Source organism: Streptosporangium sp. NPDC049644 (assembly GCF_040675205.1).
In the GTDB taxonomy this organism is placed as follows: domain Bacteria; phylum Actinomycetota; class Actinomycetes; order Streptosporangiales; family Streptosporangiaceae; genus Streptosporangium; species Streptosporangium fukuiense.
Window position 1 is genome coordinate 25,107 of record NZ_JBFAOJ010000014.1, and the last position, 16,886, is coordinate 41,992.

The window sequence follows — 16,886 nt, forward strand, 5'->3', positions numbered from 1 at the left end:
GCGGGGCGATGGTGTCACGACGCCGGTGTCACGACGCCGGTGTCACGACAGGGCCAGGAACAGTTTCTCCAGCCGCTCCTGGCTGATCGGCGGCTGCTCGCCGCGCTCACGCGCCATCTGGCACTGCTGCATGCCCGTCGATATGATCTTGAATCCGGCCCGGTCCAGCGCCTTGGAGACCGCCGCCAGCTGGGTCAGCACCCGTTCGCAGTCGTCCCCGTTCTCGATCATCGCGATCACTCCACCCAGCTGCCCCTGGGCCCGCTTGAGTCGTGTCAGCGCGTCCGACAGGACCGTCGCGTCCATATCCATCCCGCCTCACCTCCGCCCCCAATATACCCCGGGGGGTACATGGGTGCGGTGTGAGAGACCTCACGCCGGCGGTCCGAGGTGACCGGTGAACCAGTCGCAGGCGAGGGCGGCGACGTTTTCGAGTGCCCCCGGCTCTTCGAACAGGTGGGTGGCGCCGGGGACGACCTGGAGCAGGCTCTCGCAGCGCAGCCGTTCCTGCGCGGCCCGGTTGAGGTCGAGCACCACCCCGTCGGCACCTCCCACGATCAGCAGGGTCGCCGCCCGCACCTCGGGCAGCCGCGGCCCGGCCAGATCGGGCCGCCCGCCCCTGGAGACGACGGCGGCGACCTCGGAGCCCGGCTCCGCCGCCGCCCACAGCGCGGCGGCCGCTCCGGTGCTCGCCCCGAAGTAGCCGACGGGCAGGCCCGCCGCCCAGGGTTGGTCGCCCAGCCAACCGGTCACCCGGACGAGCCTTTCGGCCAGCAGCCCGATGTCGAACACGTTGCCTCTGTCGGCCCCCTCATCCAGGGTGAGCAGGTCGAACAGGAGCGTCCCCAGACCGGCGCCGTTGAGCACGCCGGCCACGTACCGGTTACGCGGGCTGTGCCGGCTGCTGCCGCTGCCGTGCACGAACACCACCACTCCCCCGGCGCCGGGCGGGACGACGAGCCGGCCGGGCAACTCGACCTGCCCGGCGTCCACCAGGACCTCCTCGTCGTGGCCGGGCGGATCGGAGGCCGCGTTCCCGTCGCGCTCCCCCGCCGCGGGCGCGGCCCTTCGAAGCAGCTCGGCCACCTGCTGATCGGTGGTCTGGGAAAAATTGACATACCAGACGCCGACCGCCAGCAGGCGTTCCGGTGTCCGCAGGCAGACCACCTCGTCGGCGACCTCGCGCAGGCTCGCGATCGTCTCCGGTGACCCCACCGGCACCGCCAGCACCACCCGTGAGGCACCCCGCGCCCGGGCGACCTGGCAGGCGACACGCGCCGTCCCCCCGGTGGCGACCCCGTCGTCCACCACGATCGCCGTACGGCCCGTCAGGTCCACCGGAGCGCGGTCGCCGCGCAGCTGGCGCGCACGGCGCAGGACCTCGGCCCGCTCATACTCCTCCACCTCGGCCGTCTCCGCGTAGGTGAGCTCCGTGAGCAGCACGATGTCGTGGTTGATGACGCGGACCCCGCCCTCCCCCACGGCGCCGAACCCGAGTTCCGGCTGGAACGGCACCCCGAGCTTGCGGACCACGATCACGTCCAGTGGCGCGTCAAGGGCCTGGGCCACCTCGAACGCCACCGGCACGCCGCCCCTGGGCAGCCCCAGAACGACCACTTCCTCATCGGCACCGACAGACCCGCGTAACCGCTCGGCCAGCCGCAGGCCCGCATCCTGACGATCGGCGAACACCGCGTCCCCCCTTCCGACGCCCCGCACACCTCCGCTTGCCGGCGGGACCTCGAGATCACGTCGCGACCGGAAACGGCGCCCACGCCCGGCTTCGCCAGGCGACCGGCCGCTCATCGGCCACCGCGGCCCCCTCGCGGCCGGCGGCGGCGAGAATCTCGCCCTTCGGCCCCACCGTCGGCCCCACCGTCAGCCGCCGACATGCCCCGGCGGGCAGGGCCGAAGATCCCGGCTCGCAGCCTCATATAGGAGAACAACCGGCCGGGCGGACCCATTTCACGAGCACCGGCCCGCTTCCCGACGGCTCTCGGAACACCGCTCCCCCGGCGGCCCACCGGGGAGGCTCAGGACAAGACGGCGCCCTCGCGCTCTTCGAGCACCCGGCCGTTCTCATCCACGATGTGGTACTCGAGCTGGCGGCAACCGATGCCCACCTTGCCGAAGGCGGCGATCAGAGCCCTCAGACGGCCCTCCGCCTCGGCGACCGTCGCTGTGGTGAGGGAACCGGACAGCAGATAGTAGGGCTCCTGATCACGGTCGTTTCCGGAGGGGAGGTGGCCCCCGGGCTGGGCGTAGAGCGAGACGATCTCGCTGTCGTAGTCGATCTCCCAGCCGAAGAAGTGGAGCGCGACGCGGACCGGGCCACCCGCCCAGACCTCCAGGACACGCGCCATGGTCATGTGGTCGTCACCGTCGAGAACCCCGGCGTACTCGACATACTCGATGTCCGCCATGTCCACGATCATCACATGGGGAGCGGCCCGCCCGCAAAGCGGGGCGTCAGCGGGAACCCGGAGGCGGGGGCACCGAGGCGGTAACGGCGTCGAACACGTACCGCGGGCCCTCCGAAGGCCGAACACCGCCAATGACGGGACTTTAGCCCCTAACGTCCCCGGTACGCCGACAGGCAGCCTGAGAGGCATGAAGCTCGACTCGGCAGGCCTTGAAGTGCTCTCCCGGCCGGAGTGCCTCGAACTCCTGGGCTCGGTCTCGATCGGACGGATCGTGTTCACCGACCGTGCCCTTCCGGCCGTGCAGCCGGTCAACTTCGTCCTCGACGACGAGACGGTGGTGATCCGCACCACCATCGGTTCCAAGCTCGCCGCGGCGGCCCGTGACGCGATCGTCGCCTTCGAGGCCGACGACTTCGATCCGTCGGCGCGTACCGGCTGGTCGGTCACCGCGGTGGGGCCCGCGCGAGCCGTGTACGAGTCGCGGGAGATCGAGCGCCTGGCCCGGCTGCCCCTGACCGCCTGGGCACCGGCAAGCCGGGACCACTACATCCTGGTGCAGACGGGCCACCTCACCGGCCGCCGGATTTCCCCTAGGCCCGTGGACCGGGACGCCGCGGCGCACGACTAGAGCGGCACGCTCCAGGTCAGGCTGGTGCCCCCCGTCTCCGGCGAGACGATCTCGAAGAAGCCGCCGAGCCGGGTCGCCCGCTCCTGCAGATTGCGCAGGCCGCTGCGCCTGCCGTCGGCGGCCAGCCCGACGCCGTCGTCCCGCACGACGAGGGTGAGCCGGTCGTCCAGCGCCTCGACGGAGACGTCGATCCTCCCGGCCCTGGCGTGCCGTACCGCGTTGGACAGGGCCTCGCGCAGCACCGCCAGCAGGTGGTCGGCGACCTCTGGCGACACGCGGTTGTCGAGCTGCCCGTCCATCCGCAGGCCGGGCATGAAGCCCAGGTGACCACGGGCGCCTTCCACCATCTCGACGATGCTGGCGCGCAGGCTGGGGGCGCCGTCCCCGCCGGGCGTCTGAAGGGCGAAGATGGTGGAGCGGATCTGGCGGATGGTCTCGTCGAGCTCGTCGATGGCGCCCTTCAGGCGGCCGGAGGCCTCCGGTCTCTCGACCAGCCGGACTGTGCTCATCAGTGTCATGGCGACGGCGAACAGCCGCTGGATGACCACGTCGTGCAGGTCCTTGGCGATGCGGTCGCGGTCTTCGAGCAGGCCCAGCCGTTCGGCGTCCTTGCGGCTCTCGGCCAGTTCCAGGGCCACCGCCGCCTGGGCGGCGAAGGCGTGCAGGGTACGCAGCTCCGACTGGACGAACGGGGTGCGGCCCGAGCGCTTGCCGAGTGACAGCACACCGCGCGCGACACCTGCCGCACCCAGCGGGACGGCCCCCACCGGGCCCATCGGCAGATGTTCGGAGAACACGTTCCGCAGTCCGCCGGCCTCGTCCGGATCGTTGACCATGAGGGGCTCGCCGTCGGCGAAGGCCTGTCCGGCCAGGGAGCCGGCGACCTGGATCTCCACCTGCTCCAGTTGCCCGGCGTTCTCGCCGTCGGCGATCGCCACCCGCAGCAGCTGCCCGCCCGCCTCCGGCAGCAGGATCGCCACGACGTCCGCGCCGGTCATCTGACGGGCGCGCCTGGCCATCAGGGTGAGGACCTCCTGGGGGTCCGCGCCGGACAGCAGGCTGGTGGTGATCTCCGAGGACGCGGCCAGCCACGTCTCCCTGCGGCGGGTCTCCTCGAACAGGCGGGCGTTCTCGATCGCCACGCCGGCCGCGGTGGCCAGCGCGACGACGATCGCCTGGTCCTCCTCGTCGAACTCGCCGCCGCCGCGCTTCTCGGTGAGGTAGAGGTTGCCGAACACCTCGTCGCGCACCCGGACCGGTACTCCGAGGAAGGAGCCCATGGGGGGATGGCCCGGAGGAAAGCCGTAGGACTCGGGGTGGTCGGAGATGCGCGTCAGGCGCAGCGGTCGCGGCTCCTTGATCAGCAAACCGAGCAGGCCGAGGCCGTGCGGCCAGTGCTCGATCCTGGCGATCTCCTCCTCGCTGAGCCCGACCGGGATGAACTGCACCAGCGTGTTCTCCTGGCCGACCACGCCCATCGCGCCGAAACTGGCGTCCACCAGCCTGGTCGCGGTCTCGACGATGCGGCGCAGCACCGTCTCCAGGTCGAGGTCGCTGCCGACCGCCACGACCGCCTCGAGCAGGGCGTGTACGCGGTCGCGGGTGGCGAGTACCGCTTCGAGCCGGAGCTGTAGCTCCGACAGCAGTTCGTCCAGCCGCATGTTCGGAAGCAGGGGGTGGGAGTCGGTGTCTGCCATGTTCGGGAGTCTCGCACCAAGACGGCAAAACGCCCACCCCGATCATGGGGTGGGCGTCTTGGGGCCCGGTCAGCGCAGGAAGGGGTAGTTCCGCACCAGGGAGGTGCTGCTCCACCACCTGCCGATGCCGAGGGTGTCACCGGCGCCCGCCATCGCCAGTCCGGCGAGCACGACGATGTAGACGATGTGGTCGTCCATGAACGGGTTGGTGGCCAGGGGCAGCTCGGCGGCCCACATCAGGATCAGCATCAGGCTCCCGGCGACGGCGGCGATCCGCATGCCGGCCCCCAGGATGAGGGCGACGCCGACCCCAAGCAGGCCGAGCATGAACAGCCAGTCGACCCAGACCTGCCCGGCCAGGCTGGAGAAGAGGCCGCCGAGGGCGTTCTCACCGGTGCCCTTGAGGAACCCGGTCGTGGGACTGCCCCCGGCGATCCAGGCGCGGTCGGCGGGGGTGGCGAATCCCCAGCCGAAGGTCTTGTCGAGGAACGCCCACAGGAAGATCCATCCGATCGAGATGCGCGCGATCGCCCAGACGTAGTCGACCGGACGCGTCGCCGCCGAAGGGGTGACGTTCGTGGCGGACTGCTTGGAGGGAACGTCCCGACCGTGCCTGGTGGCCATGACGGCCCCTTTCGGTAGTTTTTCGCGGTCTCTGTTGTGTCTTCATCACATCGTTTTTCAGGGTCGCCGCGCAGTGCCGTACGGCTCGCTCCCGGACTGCGAAGGTCATCGTGTTCATGGGACCTTCGGCCTCTCACCCCGCGACCCCCGCCAGGACCCCGCCGCCCCCCTGCTAGGACCTGACGACGGCGACGGAGCAGCGGGCGTGGTGCAGGACACCGCGGCTGACCGAACCCAGGAACAGCGAGCCGAGGGCACCGCGGCCGTGGGAGCCGACGACGAGCAGGTCGCAGGTATCGGAGGCGTCACTGAGGGCCTCGACCGCGTGGGCGCGGCGCACGTCCTCGATCACCTTCACCTCGGGGTACCTCTCCCGCCACTTGGTGAGCCGGTCCGTCACGAGCTTGTCGTGGGCGGCGCGGAACTCGTCCATGTCATAGACGATCTCCGGGGCGTAGATGTGCACCGGCACCTGCCAGGCGTAGAGGGCGCGCAGGGTGCTGCCGCGCAGCCTGGCCTGCTCGAAGGCGTAGGCGAGGGCGGGCTCGCAGGCCTCGGAGTCGTCGAGGCCGACCGTGATCTCGCCGTGTGTCCCGGTACGGCCCGGACGGACGACGACGACCGGGCAGTGCACGTGGCCGGCGACGTGGACGCTGACCGAGCCGATCACGGCTCCGGCGAACCCGCCGAGTCCCCTGGTCCCCACGACGATCTCCGTGGCGTCCTTTCCCTGCTCGCGCAGGACCAGCGCCGGCGGTCCATCGATCAGCTTGGTGGTCACCTCGATGCCGGGTTGCCGGGAGCGGGCCGTCTCCTCCGCGGCGGCCAGCACCTTCCGGGAGGACTCGGTCACCGCGTCCTCCCACTCGGGGGCGGGGAACTTGGGGATTTCGTTCGGCCAGCGCTGCACGGCGGTGACGATGCGCAGTGGCAGGCCCGTCCGGGCGGCGTCGTCAGCCGCCCACTCGACGGCAGCGGTCGCGTTACCGGAGCCGTCGGCTCCAACAATGATCAAATTAGACATCGATCCTCCTTATTCCCATCTGACCTTTGCCAAACCTGCCGCCCCCAGGGCCGGAAGTCCCTTTCGGCCCGCGTGACGGCAGGGCCTTTCGTCACCCCGCGGCGAAACCGGACAGCGCCGCGTCGTCAAGGAGAAGCTGCGGGAGACCCCGTCTCCCGGCGCCTGCGACGTCCGCCGACCGGGTCAGCCGCGGGTGAGCACCACCTTGATCGCCCCGGTCTCCTGGGGGTGGGAGAACACCTCGTAGGCCTTCTCCATGTCGTGCAGCGCGAAGTGGTGGGTGACGAACCGGCCGCCGTCCAGCAGGCCCGCCCCGAGCATGCTCAGCAGCGTCGGCGTGGAGTAGGTGTCGACCAGGCCGGTGGTGAAGGTGAGGTCGCGTGCCCACAACTCCTCAAGGTGCAGGGTGACGGGCCTGCCGTGCACACCGACGTTGGCGACGTGGCCGCCCGGCCTGACCAGGCGGGCGCAGAGCTCGAAGGTTTCCGGCACGCCGACGGCCTCGATGGCGACGTCGGCGCCCAGGCCGCCGGTCAGTTCGGCGACCTTCCCGGCGGGATCACCGTCCGCGCCGATCACCACGTCCGCCCCGAAGCGGGTGGCCGCCTCCAGCCTGGCCTCGGCCAGGTCGACGGCGATGACGCGGCTGGGGCTGTAGAGACGGGCGGTGGTGATCGCGGCCAGGCCGATCGGGCCCGCGCCCACGACGACCACGGTGTCACCGGGGGCGACCCTGCCGTTCAGAACACCGACCTCGTAGGAGGTGGGCAGGATGTCGGCCAGCATGAGCACGGCCTCGTCGCCGATCCCCTCGGGCACGAGATGGGTCGAGGTGTCGGCGAAGGGAACGCGTACGAACTCGGCCTGCGTCCCGTCGATGTGGTGGCCGAGGATCCAGCCGCCGCCGCCCAGGCACTGCCCGTAGGAGCCCGTACGGCAGTAGCGGCACCGCCCGCACGCCGAGACGCACGAGACCAGGACGCGGTCGCCTGGCTTCAGCGCGACCCCGGCGCCGACCTCGGTGACCGTGCCGACCGCCTCGTGGCCCAGGATCCGGCCCGGCTCGACGGCCGGCACGTCCCCTTTGAGGATGTGCAGGTCGGTGCCGCAGATCGTCACCGCGTCGACGCGGACCACCGCGTCCGTGGGCGTCTGGATGCCCGGCTCGGGGACCTCCTGCCACGATCTCCTGCCGGGGCCCCGATAGACCAGCGCTTTCATGATCCACCCCTTCGCCTCTCGCCGCCGTCAAGCGGATGTGGCCCTCTCCGGCCGTCCGGTCAGGTGTGCCGGGGTGCCGTGACGGCGGGTGTCACGACCAGCGGGCAGACGGCGTGCTGCAGCAGCGAGTGACTGACCGAGCCCAGCAGCAGTCCCGCGAGGCCTCCGCGACCACGTGATCCCACGACCAGCAGATCGGCCTGTGCCGAGGCGTTCTTCAGCACGTCCACCGGATGCCCGTGCTCCATCTGCTCGGTGACCTTGACATCCGGATAGCGCTCTCCCCAGCCGGCCAGCGCCTCGGCCAGCAGCCGCCGCTCCCCCTCGGCCGCTTCCTCGGCGGACGCCAGGGCGAACGGCCCTCCACCGGCGACGGGCTGGTTCCAGGCGTGCACCGCCCGCAGGCCGGCACCGCGCAGGGACGCCTCGGCGAAGGCGAACTCGATGGCGGACGCGCCCGCCACGGAGCCGTCGACTCCGACGACCACCTCACCGCCTGGCCGCGCGGGCGTCCTCCGTACGACGGCGACCGGGCAGGTGGTATGCCCGGCCACGCCCAGCGCGACCGACCCCAGCAGCATGCCGGAGAAACCGTCCCGGCCGTGACTGCCGACCACCAGGAGGTCGGCGTCCTGCGCGGCCTTGATCAGGACGCCCCTGGGGTCGCCCGGCAGCAGCGACGACTCCACCCTGACCCGGCTGTCCTCCTCGCGGGCCCGGTTCAGCGCGTCCGTCAGCACGGACGTGGCCCCGTCGCGCATCCACCGGCCAACGTCGGCGTACGGAGCGTCCTCGGTCATCTCCAACGGCCAGGCCACCATGACGTGCACGACGCGCAACCCGGTGTCGCGTAGCCCGGCCTCCCGCACGGCCCAGCTCACCGCCTCAAGCGCGGCCTGTGAGCCGTCGACTCCCACCAGGATCATGTTGTTCCCCCTTCGAACCTCCGGCCGCCCCCGCGGCGGAAAGCCGGTGCAGGTCTCCTACCCCCGTGGCCTCCGGTCACCCGGATGAGGCGCGCGGCCCCCGGCCGGTGGACCTGGTCGATCTGACGACCGCGACGGGGCCGCGGGCATGGTGGAGAACCTCGCGGCTGACCGATCCCAGAAGGACCGAGCCGACGGCACCGAGGCCGCGAGAACCCACCACGAGCAGGTCCGCCCGTGCCGAGGCGGCCAGCAGTGTCGGCACCGGGCGCGCACGCGTCACCTCCGAGACGACCTCGACCGCGGGAAACCGCTCCTGCCAGCCGGCGAGCCGCTCCTCGGCCATCCGGCGCTGTGCGTACCGGATCTCTTCGGTGTCCCCGGCCGCCTCCGGCGAGAACGCGTGGGGCGTCTGCCAGGCGTAGACCGCGCGCAGCCCGCATCCGCGCAAGGCGGCCTGCTCGAAGGCGAACCCGAGGGCGGGTTCGCACTCGGCGGAACCGTCGACACCCACGACCACCTCGCCGTAGGCCTCGGCACGCCCCTGCCTGACGACCACCACCGCACCGCATACGTGGCCCGCCAGCCGGACGGGAACCGAGCCGAGCAACGATCCGGCGAAACCGCCCAGGCCACGGTTGCCGACCACCAGTTCGACCGCCGTTTCCGCCTGCCCGCACAGAACGTCGGACGGCGTCCCCTCGATCAGCTCGGTGGTCACCCGGACATCCGGCCTCCGCTCCGTCGCCGCCTTGACCGCTTCGGTGAGCACCTGCTCGCCGAAGCACGCCAGCCGGCCGGGCCGGGCCGGCGCGGGAAACTCAACAAGATCGTGCGGCCAGCGGTCCATGGCGTGGACGATCCGCAGGGACACCCCCCGGCGGACGGCGTCGTCGACCGCCCACTCCAGGGCCGCGGTGGCGGCGGCCGAGCCATCCGTTCCGACAGCGATCGATTCGGTCATCACTTCCCCCGCTGCCCATCGGATCGCGGCACCGGCGGTTCCCCCAGGGACGATCGTCCCCGGACGAGGGGACCTTTGTCCCCTTTCACATGTAATGCCCGACCTCCCGACGAAGGTCCCTGCGCCATAGGGCCGATCAGCCCTAAAACCGCCGTGAACAGTGCCGTACCGTGCAGACGGAAGGGGTACCCATGACTCTCCCGGCGGTCAGGGCGGGCCGCTTCGACTCCGCTCCCATCACCGGCGTCGGCCTCGTCACCGATCTGGCACAACCACAACTTCACGGGAGAAGACGTGAACCCCTGGCTCCTCACCTATGACGGCTTCGACCCCGCCCGGGAGGGGGTGCGAGAGGCGCTGACGACGCTCGGCAACGGCTACTTCGCCACCCGGGGCGCCACGCCGGAGTCACAGGCCGACGGGGTGCACTATCCCGGCACCTACGTCGCCGGCTGCTACGACCGGCTCGTCTCCCAGGTGGCGGGACACCCGGTGGAGAACGAGGACCTCGTCAACGTGCCGAACTGGCTGTTCCTGACCTTTCGCGCCGAAGGCGGCGACTGGTTCGCTCCCGGCACCGCCGAGATCCTGACCCACCGCCACACACTCGACATGCGCCAGGGAACTCTCACCCGGTTCCTGCGGATACGCGACCCCCAGGGCCGGGTCACCCGAGTGGAACAGCACCGCCTGGTCTCGATGGACGACCCACACCTGGCCGCCCTCACGATGACGATCGTTCCGGAGAACTGGGACGGAGCGCTGGAGATCCGCTCGGCACTGGACGGGCGCGTCACCAACGCCGGAGTCGCCCGCTACCGCGAGCTGGAGGGCCGGCATCTCGTTCCGATCTGCGGGCACGCCGCCCACGGCGTGATCGAACTGCTGACCCGCACCGCCACCTCCCGCGTGGAGATCGCACTCGCCGCCCGCACCACACTGGCCGACGGGCGCTGCCGCGCCGACGTCGAGGAGGGCTGGGTCGGCGATGACCGCACCGTCGAGGTGAAAGCCGGTGACGAGGTCACCGTGGAGAAGATCGTGGCCCTCTACACCTCCCGCGACAGGGCGATCTCCGAGAGCGAGGCCGCCGCGAGAAGCGCCGTCGTGCGCGCGGGCGGCTTCGCCACCCTCCTCAAGCGGCACATCCGGGCCTGGGACCGGCTGTGGCGGCGGGCGCACGTCACCGCCCAGGACACCGAGGTGCAGCAGATCCTCAACCTGTACGTCTTCCACCTGCTGCAGACGGCCTCCCCGCACATCGCGGAACTCGACACCGGCCTACCCGCCCGGGGCCTGCACGGCGAGGCCTACCGGGGCCACGTGTTCTGGGACGACCTGTTCGTCATCCCCTTCCTCGCCCCGCGCCTGCCCGAAATCACCCGGGCACTGCTCAGGTACCGGTGGCGCCGCCTGCCCGAGGCACGCTGGGCCGCCCGCGCCGCCGGATACGCCGGAGCGATGTTTCCCTGGCAGAGCGGAAGCGACGGCCGGGAGGAGACACCGCGCCTGCACTTCAACCCCCGCTCCGGCCGCTGGCTGCCCGACCGCTCACACCTGCAGCGCCACGTCGGCCTGGCCGTCGCCTTCAACGTGTGGCAGCACTACCAGGCGACGAAGGACACCGCCTTCCTGGCCGGTTTCGGCGGCGAACTGCTGCTGGAGGTGGCCCGCTTCTTCGCCTCACTCGCGACCTTCGAGAAGGGGCGCTACGCGATCCGCGGCGTGATGGGCCCGGACGAGTATCACGACGGCTACCCCGACCACGCCGAACCCGGGCTGGACAACAACGCCTACACCAACGTCATGACCGCCTGGTTGATGCGCCGGGTCCTGGACATGATCGGCCTGGTCGGCGCCGAGGGGGTCGGCGAACAGGAGATCGAACTGTTCACCGCCATGACCCGGCGGATGCGGGTGGACTTCCACGAAGGGGTGATCAGCCAGTTCGAGGGATACGCGGGCCTGGAGGAGCTGGACTGGGCCGCCTACCGGAAGAAGTACGGAGACATCCGGCGACTGGACCGCATCCTCGAAGCCGAAGGCGACACGCCGAACCGGTACAAGGCCTCCAAACAGGCCGACGTGCTCATGCTCTTCCACCTGCTCGGCGAGGAAGGGCTCGACGAGATCCTGACCGGCCTTGGCTACGAGTGGAACGCCACAATGGCCAAGGACACCGTGGACTACTACCTGGCCCGCACCTGCCACGGCTCGACGCTGAGCGCCGTCGTCCACGCCGGAGTGCTGGCCCGCCTGCGCCCCGGCGCCTCGCACCCCTTCCTGGTGGAGGCGCTGAACAACGACGTGCGAGATCTCCAGGCGGGAACCACCTCCGAGGGAATCCACCTGGGAGCGATGGCCGGGGTGGCCGGCCTGTTCGAGGCGAAAACCTGAGCGTCCGCCCTCGCCGCCGGCTCAGCACCGAAGACGTCCGCGCCCACCGCACGATGGCGGGGATCCTCGTCCTTACCACCGGCACTCCAGGAAGGATAATCTCAGGACATGATTCGCGTGTTCCTGGTCGACGATCACGAAGTGGTACGGCGCGGCGTGGCCGCACTGCTGGAGTCCGAAGGCGACATCGAGGTGATCGGCGAAGCGGGGACCGCCGAGTCGGCGATAGCCCGCATTCCAGCGCTGCAACCGGACGTCGCGGTTCTGGACGTGCGCCTGCCCGACGGCAACGGGGTGGACGTGTGCCGTGAGGTCCGCTCCAAGATGCCGGGACTGGCCTGCCTGATGCTGACCTCCTTCGCCGACGACGAAGCCCTGTTCAACGCCGTGATGGCGGGCGCCTCCGGCTATGTGCTCAAACAGATCCACGGCTCAGACCTGGTCGGCGCCGTACGCACGGTGGCGGGCGGCGAATCGATGCTGGATCCGCAGACGACCTCCGCCATGCTGGCGCGGCTGCGCGAACAGGCCGTCAAGAAAGACCCGCTGGCCGCTCTTTCCGACCAGGAACGCCACATCCTGGAACTGATCGGCGAAGGCCTGACCAACCGGCAGATCGGCGAGCGAATGTACCTCGCCGAGAAAACGGTCAAGAACTACGTCTCCAACCTGCTGTCCAAGCTGAACATGCAACGCCGCACCCAGGCCGCCGCCCTGGTGACACGGCTGAAGACCAACCACCCCGAGTGAGCGGACCTCCGGCTAGGTGAGGGACGCGCTCCAGATCAGGCGGGTCCCCGCCTCCGGAGAGGACTCGACCGAGAAGGAGCCGCCCAGCCGTTCGGCCCGCTCCTTGAGATTACGCAGCCCACTGCGCCTGCACCCCCCGGGCACCCCGGCCCCGTCGTCCACCACGGTGAGAACGAGCCGATCGCCTTCGATCTCAACGGTCACCTCGGCCCTGGAGGCCCTGGCATGCCGCACGATGTTGGACAGAGCCTCCCGCAGAGCGGCCAGCAGGTGCTCCGCGACCCGCTCCGGCACGCCACCGTCCAGCGGGCCCTCCAACATCAGGCCCGGCATGAACCCCAGATGGGCCCGCGCGTCCTCGACCAGTTCCACGATCTGCGCGCGCAGGCCGCGACCGCCTTCCTGAAGGGGGGCCTGCAGGGCGAAGATCGTCGAGCGGATCTGCCGGATGGTCCCGTCCAGCTCGTCGATCGCGTTGCGCAACCGCTCGGAGGCCTCGGCGCGCTCCACGAACCGCGCGGTGCCCATCAGCGTCATGGCGACGGCGAACAGCCGTTGAATCACCACGTCGTGCAGATCCTTGGCGATCCGGTCACGATCCTCCAGCAGGCTCAGCCGCTCGGCGTCCACCCGCCTCTCCGCCAGCTCCAGGGCGACCGCGGCCTGCCCGGCGAAGGAGTGCAGGGTGCGCAACTCCGCCTGGCTGAACGGGACACATCCCGGATGCCTACCCAGCAGCAGCACACCCCGCACCCCTCCGGCCGCGCCGATCGGCACCGCGGCCACCGTACCCGGCGAGACACGGCCGGCGATCACGGCCGGAATCCCCGCCTCGGCCGAATCGGTGACCATGAGCGGCTCACCGCTGGTGAAGGCCAGGCCGGCGAGAGAGTCGGCGACAGAGGTCTCCGCATGGGCCGCCTGCTCCCCACCCGGCCCATCGGCGACGACCGCGCGCAGGACCTGCCCGCCCTCCTCGGGCAACAGGACCGTGACGAGATCGGCACCGGCCATCCGCCGCGCTCGCCGGGCGATCAACGTGAGCACCTCTCCCGGCTCCGCCCCCGACAGCAGGCTGGTGGTGACCTCCGCCGAGGCCTGCAGCCACATCTCCCGCCGCCGGCTCTCCTCATACAGCCGGGCGTTCTCGATCGCGACACCGGCGGCGGTGGCCAGCGCGGTCACGATCGCCTCGTCCTCGTCGTCGAACTCCCCTCCCCCACGCTTCTCCGTGAGGTAAAGATTTCCGAAAACCTCCTCACGCACCCGGATCGGCACTCCCAGAAACGACCCCATCGGCGGATGGCCGGGCGGAAAGCCGTGCGACTCCGGATGATCACAGATGCGGGCCAGCCGCAGCGACTGCGGTTGCCTGATCAGCAGGCCGATCAGGCCAAGGCCGTGCGGCCAGTGCTCGATGCCCGCGATCTCCTCCTCGCTCAGCCCCACCGGGACGAACCGAACGAGCGTGTTCTCCTCACCGATCAGCCCCAGGGCGCCGTAGGTGGCGTCGACAAGGGAGATCGCGGTCTCCACGATCCGGCGCAGCACGGTCTCCAGATCAAGCTCACCGCCCACCGAGACGACCGCGTCCAGCAGCGCGTGCACCCGGTCACGGGTGGCGAGCACCGCCTCCAGACGCACCCTCAGCTCCGACAGCAGCTCGTCCAGCCGCATGTGCGGTACGAAGGCGCCGGGTTCGAACTCCCCCATACTGCGAAGTCTCGCACCCCGGCACGGAAGATGCGCTCACTTCAAGATCAAAAACCGTCGGACCAGCGGAGACGCGGTTCCACCGTGGGTACATAGCCTCATACGCGCGCGATCCGGTCTCCGTCCCAAGGTGGTGCTCATGGCAGAACCCATCATCGTCGGCGTCGACGGCTCGGACTCCTCACTCCAGGCCGTGACCTGGGCGGCACGAGAGGCCGCCCTGAGGAACGCGCCCCTGCGCCTCGTACACGTCACCCTCCGCTGGGCCTACGACGTCCCCCTCGTCCCGCAACCCGCCCACTGGGGACCGGCGGCGGAGTCCACCGCCCGGAGGCTGCTGCGCCACGCCTCCGAACAGGCCCGCGCCGCCGCCCCCACCGTGACGGTCGACACCGAGATCGCCGACGGTGCCACCGCAGAGGCGATCATCGCCGCGGCCGGGACCGCACAGATGATCGTCGTCGGCAGCCGGGGCCGCGGCGGATTCGCCGGGCTGCTGCTGGGCTCGGTCAGCCGCGCCCTCGCCGATCGTTCCCCCCGCCCGGTGGTGGTCGTGGGCGAACCCCGCACCGAGCACGGCACCGAGATCGCCGTCGGCGTCACCGGACGCCCCGGCCAGGAAGGCACCCTGGAGTTCGCCTTCCACGAGGCCACTCTGCGCGGCCTCCCCCTGCGGATGGTGCACGCCTGGACCCATCCGGCCGTCCGGGCCCCCGGCGACATGCAGCCGCTCGTCTTCGACCTCGAAGGCGTCGGCCAGGAGGAGGCACGCCTGCTGGCCGAGTCCATCGGCGGCTGGCGGGAGAGGTTCCCCGACGTGCCCGTCGTCGAGCAGGTGGTACACGAACATCCGGCCAGGGCGCTCATCGACGCCTCGGCCTCCGCCGAACTGGTCGTCGTGGGCGCCCCCGGGCCGGCGAGGATTCTCGGATCGACGGTGCACGCCCTGCTCCCCCATGCCCACGCGCCCGTGGCCGTCGTCCAGCAGGCGCCCCCGCACACGCGCCGGGCTTGAGTTCTCGCTTCAGCCTGCTGTTTTTATGAAGCTTTTTCTGCTTTTAGTCATTAAATCCTGACCAGTGGCTTTACATTGTAGATTAACAAGTATGGCCGTTCCATCCGACGGAGTCGGGTGGAACGACCGCCTGGAACCTCAGGCCACCCGGCCAGGAGAGCACGGCCGCCTCCCCTGGCCGGGCGTCGCTCAGCCGGCGTTCACCGGCCGGTAGGTGAGGATGACGACTCCCGAGTCGAACGTCGCGGTGTCCGTGAGCTCCAGGGTCGCCTCGGTGCCCTCACGGAACAGGCGCTCCCCCTGGCCACGGACGACCGGGCAGAGCCAGATCCGGTACTCGTCGAGGAGACCGTGCTCCATGAGCGTGTCGGTGAGCCGGCCACAGCCCCAGATCAGGATGTTCCCGCCGAACTGCTCCTTCAGCTTGGCCACCTCGGTGACGAGGTCGTCTCCGTGGATGATCGTCGAGTTGTTCCACTCGGCCTTCTCCAGGGTCGAGGAGACCACGTACTTGGGAATGCTGTTCACCCGGTCGGCGTAGGGGTTACCGCTCATCGACGGCCAGGCCTGCGCCATGCCGTCGTAGGTGACCCGTCCGAGCAGGAGGGCCTCGGCGGCGAAGACCAGGCCGAGGGCGTACTCGCCGCTCCCCGCGTTCGCGTACTGCATGGACCACAGGTGGGGGTTGTCGATGAAGCCGTCGAGCGTCGCGTAGGTCGAAGCGATGATCTTACCCATTGGTCTCTCCGTGGTTCCGGCGTTCGGCGAACGCGCTGTTGTTCGAAACGCCCCGCGGCCTTCCGCGGCGCGAGGGATCTCCGACGGCTGTGTGCCGCCTGGTTCAAATGGTGTAAGGGCGTTTGGCGCGGGCCTCGCGTAGTGCGTGGGCCCACCAGATCAGCTGGTCCAGAGTGGTCTTGACCGCGGTGTCGCACGGCGCGCCGGCCCTGGGCCAGCTGCCGTCGGCGGCGAACTGCTCCCAGTAGCGGGGCAGCGCGACACCGTCGCGGATGGCCACCGCGTGCAGCTCGGTGAACACCTCACGCAGCTGCGCGGCGGCCAGCAGACCGCCGGAGTCGTTGCCGTAGGAGACGAACGCGACGGGCTTGGCCCGCCACTCCGGGTAGAACCAGTCGATGGCGCTCTTGAGCGGAGCGGGAAAGCTCCGGTTGTACTCGGGAGTCACCACCACGAACGCGTCGGCGTCGGCCAGGCGCGGCGCCAGCGCCGCCACCGGGGCGGGCGGCGCCTCGTCCTCGCCCGTGAGCGTGCCGGGCAGGGCGACCTCGGCCAGATCGATCAGGTCGATCTCCAGATCGGCCCGCCTGCGCGCCCGTGCCACGAACCAGGCCGCCACCGTGGGGCCGAACCGGCCGCGACGGGTGCTGCCGACGATGACCGCCACCCTCAACCGGTCACCCTCGTGCGACTCCGCCATCTCCGGCCTCCTTCGCTCCCGTGTCCGGCTCGATGTGCTCCACCCTGCCGGGAAGGACTTACGGTC

General features: G+C 70.5%; 16 protein-coding genes. 4 read left to right on the plus strand and 12 right to left on the minus strand.

Features of this window, described 5'->3' with window-relative positions; genetic code table 11:
• Nucleotides 1–42: 42 nt before the first annotated feature.
• The 3 genes from AB0J58_RS10745 to AB0J58_RS10755 form a co-directional block, all read right to left on the minus strand.
• The gene (locus tag AB0J58_RS10745) at nucleotides 43–312 is read right to left on the minus strand and encodes a metal-sensitive transcriptional regulator (protein ID WP_364213170.1); all 270 of its coding nucleotides are present in this window, start codon (nucleotides 310–312) and stop codon (nucleotides 43–45) included.
• A 60-nt stretch (nucleotides 313–372) separates the two neighbouring features.
• On the minus strand, nucleotides 373–1,692 hold the full coding sequence (locus tag AB0J58_RS10750) for a phosphoribosyltransferase (RefSeq protein WP_364213173.1): 1,320 nt from the start codon (nucleotides 1,690–1,692) through the stop codon (nucleotides 373–375).
• Between the two features lie 341 nt (nucleotides 1,693–2,033).
• Nucleotides 2,034–2,423, minus strand: a complete 390-nt coding sequence (locus tag AB0J58_RS10755; protein ID WP_364213177.1) for a hypothetical protein — start codon at nucleotides 2,421–2,423, stop codon at nucleotides 2,034–2,036.
• A 187-nt stretch (nucleotides 2,424–2,610) separates the two neighbouring features.
• Between AB0J58_RS10755 and AB0J58_RS10760 the strand changes: the two genes are divergently transcribed.
• Nucleotides 2,611–3,051 (plus strand): pyridoxamine 5'-phosphate oxidase family protein, encoded by a 441-nt coding sequence (locus tag AB0J58_RS10760; RefSeq protein ID WP_364213180.1) that lies wholly within the window; start codon nucleotides 2,611–2,613, stop codon nucleotides 3,049–3,051.
• On the opposite strand, the gene AB0J58_RS10765 is transcribed toward AB0J58_RS10760, so the two are convergent.
• The 6 genes from AB0J58_RS10765 to AB0J58_RS10790 all read right to left on the minus strand — a co-directional run bounded on the left by AB0J58_RS10765 (nucleotide 3,048) and on the right by AB0J58_RS10790 (nucleotide 9,507).
• Nucleotides 3,048–4,748 carry a GAF domain-containing protein gene (locus AB0J58_RS10765; protein ID WP_364213183.1) on the minus strand — a complete coding sequence of 567 codons (1,701 nt, stop codon included), beginning with the start codon at nucleotides 4,746–4,748 and terminating at the stop codon, nucleotides 3,048–3,050. The two genes, AB0J58_RS10760 and AB0J58_RS10765, sit on opposite strands and share 4 nt — an antisense overlap.
• Nucleotides 4,749–4,817: 69 nt before the next feature.
• Nucleotides 4,818–5,372 carry a hypothetical protein gene (locus tag AB0J58_RS10770; RefSeq protein ID WP_343966208.1) on the minus strand — a complete coding sequence of 185 codons (555 nt, stop codon included), beginning with the start codon at nucleotides 5,370–5,372 and terminating at the stop codon, nucleotides 4,818–4,820.
• A gap of 172 nt (nucleotides 5,373–5,544) precedes the next feature.
• Nucleotides 5,545–6,396: a universal stress protein gene (locus AB0J58_RS10775; protein ID WP_364213186.1), complete on the minus strand. Its 852-nt coding sequence runs from the start codon at nucleotides 6,394–6,396 to the stop codon at nucleotides 5,545–5,547.
• Between the two features lie 183 nt (nucleotides 6,397–6,579).
• Nucleotides 6,580–7,617 carry a zinc-dependent alcohol dehydrogenase family protein gene (locus tag AB0J58_RS10780; protein ID WP_364213189.1) on the minus strand — a complete coding sequence of 346 codons (1,038 nt, stop codon included), beginning with the start codon at nucleotides 7,615–7,617 and terminating at the stop codon, nucleotides 6,580–6,582.
• A 59-nt stretch (nucleotides 7,618–7,676) separates the two neighbouring features.
• Nucleotides 7,677–8,543, minus strand: a complete 867-nt coding sequence (locus tag AB0J58_RS10785) for a universal stress protein (RefSeq protein WP_364213192.1) — start codon at nucleotides 8,541–8,543, stop codon at nucleotides 7,677–7,679.
• A gap of 76 nt (nucleotides 8,544–8,619) precedes the next feature.
• Nucleotides 8,620–9,507 (minus strand): universal stress protein, encoded by an 888-nt coding sequence (locus AB0J58_RS10790; protein ID WP_364213195.1) that lies wholly within the window; start codon nucleotides 9,505–9,507, stop codon nucleotides 8,620–8,622.
• Nucleotides 9,508–9,801: 294 nt separating this feature from the next.
• On the opposite strand from AB0J58_RS10790, the gene AB0J58_RS10795 reads away from it, so the two are divergent.
• A complete protein-coding gene (locus tag AB0J58_RS10795) occupies nucleotides 9,802–11,904 on the plus strand; it encodes a glycoside hydrolase family 65 protein (RefSeq protein WP_364213197.1) in 2,103 nt (700 codons plus the stop codon).
• Between the two features lie 108 nt (nucleotides 11,905–12,012).
• Nucleotides 12,013–12,654 (plus strand): response regulator transcription factor, encoded by a 642-nt coding sequence (locus AB0J58_RS10800; RefSeq protein ID WP_343966196.1) that lies wholly within the window; start codon nucleotides 12,013–12,015, stop codon nucleotides 12,652–12,654.
• 12 nt (nucleotides 12,655–12,666) lie between these two features.
• Here AB0J58_RS10800 and AB0J58_RS10805 read toward each other — a convergent pair whose 3' ends face one another.
• On the minus strand, nucleotides 12,667–14,367 hold the full coding sequence (locus AB0J58_RS10805; protein WP_364213200.1) for a GAF domain-containing sensor histidine kinase: 1,701 nt from the start codon (nucleotides 14,365–14,367) through the stop codon (nucleotides 12,667–12,669).
• Nucleotides 14,368–14,506: 139 nt separating this feature from the next.
• Here AB0J58_RS10805 and AB0J58_RS10810 point away from each other — a divergent pair, with 139 nt between their 5' ends.
• Nucleotides 14,507–15,382: a universal stress protein gene (locus tag AB0J58_RS10810; protein ID WP_364213203.1), complete on the plus strand. Its 876-nt coding sequence runs from the start codon at nucleotides 14,507–14,509 to the stop codon at nucleotides 15,380–15,382.
• Between the two features lie 189 nt (nucleotides 15,383–15,571).
• Here AB0J58_RS10810 and AB0J58_RS10815 read toward each other — a convergent pair whose 3' ends face one another.
• Entirely contained in the window at nucleotides 15,572–16,120 is a 549-nt protein-coding gene (locus AB0J58_RS10815) for a dihydrofolate reductase family protein (protein ID WP_364213206.1), read from the minus strand.
• 103 nt (nucleotides 16,121–16,223) lie between these two features.
• Nucleotides 16,224–16,820 carry an NAD(P)H-dependent oxidoreductase gene (locus AB0J58_RS10820; protein WP_364213209.1) on the minus strand — a complete coding sequence of 199 codons (597 nt, stop codon included), beginning with the start codon at nucleotides 16,818–16,820 and terminating at the stop codon, nucleotides 16,224–16,226.
• Nucleotides 16,821–16,886: the final 66 nt, after the last annotated feature.

Coding starts and splice junctions, on each gene's coding strand:
- AB0J58_RS10815 (WP_364213206.1), bottom strand. CDS start 16,120: ATGGGTAAGATCATCGCTTCGACCTACGCGACGCTCGACGGCTTCATC.
- AB0J58_RS10765 (WP_364213183.1), bottom strand. CDS start 4,748: ATGGCAGACACCGACTCCCACCCCCTGCTTCCGAACATGCGGCTGGAC.
- AB0J58_RS10755 (WP_364213177.1), bottom strand. CDS start 2,423: ATGGCGGACATCGAGTATGTCGAGTACGCCGGGGTTCTCGACGGTGAC.
- AB0J58_RS10805 (WP_364213200.1), bottom strand. CDS start 14,367: ATGGGGGAGTTCGAACCCGGCGCCTTCGTACCGCACATGCGGCTGGAC.
- AB0J58_RS10780 (WP_364213189.1), bottom strand. CDS start 7,617: ATGAAAGCGCTGGTCTATCGGGGCCCCGGCAGGAGATCGTGGCAGGAG.
- AB0J58_RS10820 (WP_364213209.1), bottom strand. CDS start 16,820: ATGGCGGAGTCGCACGAGGGTGACCGGTTGAGGGTGGCGGTCATCGTC.
- AB0J58_RS10790 (WP_364213195.1), bottom strand. CDS start 9,507: ATGACCGAATCGATCGCTGTCGGAACGGATGGCTCGGCCGCCGCCACC.
- AB0J58_RS10785 (WP_364213192.1), bottom strand. CDS start 8,543: ATGATCCTGGTGGGAGTCGACGGCTCACAGGCCGCGCTTGAGGCGGTG.
- AB0J58_RS10745 (WP_364213170.1), bottom strand. CDS start 312: ATGGATATGGACGCGACGGTCCTGTCGGACGCGCTGACACGACTCAAG.
- AB0J58_RS10800 (WP_343966196.1), top strand. CDS start 12,013: ATGATTCGCGTGTTCCTGGTCGACGATCACGAAGTGGTACGGCGCGGC.
- AB0J58_RS10775 (WP_364213186.1), bottom strand. CDS start 6,396: ATGTCTAATTTGATCATTGTTGGAGCCGACGGCTCCGGTAACGCGACC.
- AB0J58_RS10770 (WP_343966208.1), bottom strand. CDS start 5,372: ATGGCCACCAGGCACGGTCGGGACGTTCCCTCCAAGCAGTCCGCCACG.
- AB0J58_RS10810 (WP_364213203.1), top strand. CDS start 14,507: ATGGCAGAACCCATCATCGTCGGCGTCGACGGCTCGGACTCCTCACTC.
- AB0J58_RS10760 (WP_364213180.1), top strand. CDS start 2,611: ATGAAGCTCGACTCGGCAGGCCTTGAAGTGCTCTCCCGGCCGGAGTGC.